At 54.4% G+C, this 4,540-nt stretch carries 6 protein-coding genes; 3 read left to right on the top strand and 3 right to left on the bottom strand.

What is annotated here, in order from left to right; translation table 11 throughout:
* On the bottom strand, positions 1-467 hold a 467-nt coding region (locus AB5Y92_RS18900), incomplete at its 3' end, for a plasmid recombination protein (RefSeq protein WP_368227387.1).
* Positions 468-1,176: 709 nt separating this feature from the next.
* Between AB5Y92_RS18900 and AB5Y92_RS18895 the strand changes: the two genes are divergently transcribed.
* From AB5Y92_RS18895 to AB5Y92_RS18885, 3 genes are all read left to right on the top strand, one after another.
* Entirely contained in the window at positions 1,177-2,010 is an 834-nt protein-coding gene (locus AB5Y92_RS18895) for a hypothetical protein (protein WP_368227386.1), read from the top strand.
* 794 nt (positions 2,011-2,804) lie between these two features.
* Positions 2,805-3,011, top strand: a complete 207-nt coding sequence (locus tag AB5Y92_RS18890) for a hypothetical protein (RefSeq protein ID WP_368227385.1) — start codon at positions 2,805-2,807, stop codon at positions 3,009-3,011.
* 108 nt (positions 3,012-3,119) lie between these two features.
* The gene (locus AB5Y92_RS18885) at positions 3,120-3,359 is read left to right on the top strand and encodes a hypothetical protein (protein ID WP_015056833.1); all 240 of its coding nucleotides are present in this window, start codon (positions 3,120-3,122) and stop codon (positions 3,357-3,359) included.
* Between the two features lie 10 nt (positions 3,360-3,369).
* On the opposite strand, the gene AB5Y92_RS18880 is transcribed toward AB5Y92_RS18885, so the two are convergent.
* Positions 3,370-3,561, bottom strand: a complete 192-nt coding sequence (locus AB5Y92_RS18880) for a hypothetical protein (RefSeq protein WP_245133827.1) — start codon at positions 3,559-3,561, stop codon at positions 3,370-3,372.
* On the bottom strand, positions 3,558-4,540 hold a 983-nt coding region (locus AB5Y92_RS18875; protein WP_368227384.1), incomplete at its 5' end, for a plasmid recombination protein. The genes AB5Y92_RS18880 and AB5Y92_RS18875, both read right to left, overlap by 4 nt.

Genomic DNA, 4,540 nt, shown 5'->3' with positions numbered 1-4,540 from the left:
AGCCACGCTTTCGCCTGCAGCTTGCCGTCTTTGATCGGGGTGGCAATGACATGGAAGTGCGGGGTGCTCTCGTCCATATGCAGCTGGATCGATACCACGTTCTCGGGGCCGAACTCCTGATCGGCCCATGCTTTGACCTGCTCCCCGAACGGGGCGAAGAACTGCCCCAGATCGCGCTCGATGGGAGGCCCTTCAGGGCACTCCGGTGTGGGGTCTTCTCGCCAGTCGGTTTGGTTGCCGACCTGGATGATGAACTCGATCGCCACCACGGCATCTTTGCGCTTGGCCAGTGCCGAGGCTGCATCGAGTTTGCCCTGATCCCACTCGACCTTGGTGTGCATCGGGCTCGCTGTAAACCATGCCCGTTTCGGAAGCTGGCTGCTGGTTTCGTGGAGGCGGAGGTTGTGTCCCTGAGCCCTGCCAATGTCGGCTTTGCTCATCTTGGCTACGGCGAACGTGAACTTCATCGGGGGCTCCGAGGGTGGCAGCTTTGTAGTTCAAAGTGTACTCCTTACACTTTGCTGCGCAAAGTAGGAGCCCTGCGGGGCGAAAAAGACCTGCCGCGCTACGCTTGCCGCCTCCCGATCTGGAGGAGGCAGACTGCGCTAGCCTCCCCCTGTTCGGGAGGTTTTAGCGAAAAGCGTCAGTACAGGTCGAGCGTGTCGTGATGCCACCATGCAGGTATCGAACGACAGAGACAAAGAGGTGCTTGTATGAGGGACTGGGTGTTGGCCGTGCTGCTCCTGATCTGCGGGAACAGCATGGAGGAAAACTTAGGCGTTGCGGTAGTAATCGTAGCCGTGACATTGCTGATTGAGCGCGCGAAGCGGGTTACCCCGAAATCAGACAGTGTCTGATTTCGCTAGGCGCTAGAAAGTAAAAAACCCCAGCTGAGCCGGGGTCTTTCAAATCTTTTGCCAATGCTTACTCACTAGAACCCATCCATGATGGGGGAAGATCGTAAGCTAGCTATCTTTTCTTAAAAAAAGATTACCCTAGCGCTGACGGTGCCGTCAAGGGTAGATTTGTGGACTTCATTTGCATCCTCATTGCTATCGTGGTGGTAAAATGCCCAATCGCATAAATTACAGTCAAATATTAGGACTTCAATCAAGCGCTAGATTAGGTAGTATCTCGGCAGTATTTAATGTCACCTCTGATCTGGAGAGGTATGGTGTGAGCATTTGGTCTCAGCATGCATCATCTTCCTTATACCCATTAATGCAACAGTTTGAAGTTATATTGCGCAACTCAATTGATTCTGTCGCGAGAAAAAGGTTTGGTGATTTCTGGTGGGATGTCATCGTTATGGATAAGACAAAGCCAAACCATAAATCATTTTTATCTAACATTGATAAAGCCAGAAAAAAATTAAAGAGAGAATGGGTGCAAAAGGAAATGGTTAAACTTGGGGTTAACGATCCATCGTTAATAACAACGCAGATGCCGCCATTGAAACACGATGATATTGTAGCATCCACAGAGCTTTTCACGTGGGAAGCCTTGCTGTATGACGCTTACAGCACTGATGACGCCAAGCTGAAAGATAGCTACTTGTGGCCAAAGTCATTGTTTAAGGTTTTCCGTAAATTAGATGAGATTGATAACAAACATAATGATGCGAGGAAAAAGCTTCTCGACTTGATTACGGAAATAAGGAACTATCGCAATCGTCTTTTTCACCATGACTGTATATGGATAAAGAGTAAGTCTGTTGATCCACGAACAGCCGTTGACACTATCAGGGAGAAAATAAACACGATTGAGAAGGTTATTCGCGTTATTAGCCCTGCAAGCCAAAATGCCTTATCCACATGGGGTGTGTTTCATAATGCTAGGCGTGTCTGTTCTGTAGATGAATTACAGATATATACAACGGTAGTTTATCCTCAGCCTGCGCACGGTGAGTCACCTGTTTTTAATAAGTACGATGGTTTGACTTGCAACGGGAGAAAAACGCTCCCTCTGGATGTTGGTGGGAATTTGTGCGTTTTTTATCGAGCCAGGTGATGCTCATCCAGCCTCCTGGATCCTTGACGATCTTCTCCGATCCAGCGTAACCTACTCGCCAGAAACGAAAAAACCACCCTGCAAGGTGGTTTTTCGAAGGTTCAGCAAGTCTGCAAACTTCTGAACCGGGTAACAGCTTCAGGCGGAAGCAGCTACCGAATTCCAGTCAAGTTTAGCGGCAACCAGTCGCACCTTTCAAGCTAAATCCCGCCTGAACCACTGTTACCGTTGGCCTCTGCCAATGGCGATTAGTCGTATCCGCTCGAATTGGAAGCATGTTGATGTTGTCGAGCGGGTGCAGGGGTTGGGCCGAACGGGGAATCCTCACATACGGCCCAGCGTGCGACGCGCACCATAGCCTCCCATGGCTCGCAACCATGGGGCACCAGCACCGAGCGCAACGGGGAACCAACCACGGCCAGCTCGATAAAAACGGCGCGGCAGTCCGGCCCACAGGTGGGGACTGAAGCAGGTGCAGAGTGGCAAGGTGTGTCTCAGGAGCGCGTGAGGGGGAGCTGCCGCAAGTAGCCTCGATAGTCCTGAGCAAGGCGAGCTATCCAGCGTAACTACGTCATTTTTAACGTAGCCAAGCAGGAGGGCGAGCCTATCTTGAAGCGCAGCGAAAGATAGGAGAGCCGGTGTTTTACGCCCTTTTCTTTCAAACAAAAAAAAGAGAGATGATCTTGGCGAGGTGGGTAACTGCGCCCGTCCGTCCACATGCCATCGGTTCGGCTTGTGGGCGGCAGCAGTTATCCACGGAAGCGGGTTAGGTTTGGCTTTGGCCGGAGGTACGTATGAGGTTCGACAAGCACGGGATTGAGGTCGATGGGGATTGCATCTGGCTACTGGACGCAGGCGGCCAGCGCCTGTGCGATCTGACGGAGATGCAGTTACTCGATTTTGGGCGGCGGATCAGCGTTGAAGGGGGGTTGCTTAACTTCGATTTGGACGTCGCAGAGTGGCGCGAACGCCTGATTGCCTTGGGACTTGAGCCGCATTGAAAATCATTTTTCAAATTCGACATTTCAAATTGCCAAATTGATTGCTTTCGGCTCCCGAAGGGGTAACATCGAATTGTCTATTTGATGTTTCATATTGGAGATTTGATGATGCAGGAGAAAGAGGCCAAGACGGTGTTCGACATGGGGGGATTCTCCAAGGCGATGATCGTCCCCACTCCCATGGGCTCTGGGTTCCACCTCCACTTGGTGCGCTTTGGCAAGGCGGGCACCGAAGTAGTGGAACGGCAGCGCGGAGGCTGGCGGGTGTTCTCTTCCATCGATGCGGCTGCCAACACGGCCCACGGGATTGGCTTTCGCCGCATAGAGATCGACCTGAGCAGCCGATAGGTCCGATATATCAGACTTTTGCCCAGCGCAGCAGGAGGGCTAGCGCCCCCATGCATATCGCCCCTTCCCACCATGCAGGGGCGGCCCAGCTGAACACGTCATGCAGGCCAAGCAGCCTCATGAACCAGCCACTTGAGGAGCTGCTTGCCCCCTTCACTGCCAGTACTGCGGCCAGTAGCCCTACAACCTGCCATACCTTCATAGCCCCATCCCCTTACCGCGGCTCTGCTTTGGCTGGAGAACCTGCAGTTTCTCCTCCAGTTCATTGTTCTGCTCCGAAAGCGTTCGGTTGTAGCCCTTGAGCTTGTCGATCTCTGCCCCTTGTCGGCCTATCACGCTTTGGGCGTTATCGAGCGCCATGGTAAGCCGCTTAACTTCCCCCTGCGCCTTCTGGAGCTCGCTCTGGGCCTTCTGCGCCTCTGCGGTAGCCTGCTGGGCCAGCTCCACGTTGTCCGCGCTATAGCGGCCCTTCTGGCGGCTAAACAGGAGCTGCTTGAGCTGGGTATTTTCCTCCAGCAGTGCTGCGTTCTCCCGCTCCAGCTTCTGGGCTTTGGCGTGGCCGCTCATTTTCTCGATCAGGGTTGGGACTGGGGCGGTGCCGGCACGCAGGTCTGGCCGGTGCGGGTTTCCCCCCAGACCGTTGGGAGTGTAAACGCAGGGGATCTTTTCGTTGATCGTGGCGTGGCATCGGCGCCGGATCCCCGCCAGCTTCCGGCCGCCATCCAGCCACGCTTTCGCCTGCAGCTTGCCGTCTTTGATCGGGGTGGCAATGACATGGAAGTGCGGGGTGCTCTCGTCCATATGCAGCTGGATCGATACCACGTTCTCGGGGCCGAACTCCTGATCGGCCCATGCTTTGACCTGCTCCCCGAACGGGGCGAAGAACTGCCCCAGATCGCGCTCGATGGGAGGCCCTTCAGGGCACTCCGGTGTGGGGTCTTCTCGCCAGTCGGTTTGGTTGCCGACCTGGATGATGAACTCGATCGCCACCACGGCATCTTTGCGCTTGGCCAGTGCCGAGGCTGCATCGAGTTTGCCCTGATCCCACTCGACCTTGGTGTGCATCGGGCTCGCTGTAAACCATGCCCGTTTCGGAAGCTGGCTGCTGGTTTCGTGGAGGCGGAGGTTGTGTCCCTGAGCCCTGCCAATGTCGGCTTTGCTCATCTTGGCTACGGCGAACG

The organism is Aeromonas sp. R1-1 (assembly GCF_040908495.1).
Lineage (GTDB): Bacteria > Pseudomonadota > Gammaproteobacteria > Enterobacterales > Aeromonadaceae > Aeromonas > Aeromonas veronii.
This window is presented reverse-complemented; position numbering and strand designations above follow the sequence as displayed.

Bases quoted from the DNA above. Each gene is read 5' to 3' on its own strand.
- AB5Y92_RS18885 (WP_015056833.1), top strand. From the start codon at position 3,120: ATGCAGGAGAAAGAGGCCAAGACGGTGTTCGACATGGGGGGATTCTCC.
- AB5Y92_RS18880 (WP_245133827.1), bottom strand. From the start codon at position 3,561: ATGAAGGTATGGCAGGTTGTAGGGCTACTGGCCGCAGTACTGGCAGTG.
- AB5Y92_RS18890 (WP_368227385.1), top strand. From the start codon at position 2,805: ATGAGGTTCGACAAGCACGGGATTGAGGTCGATGGGGATTGCATCTGG.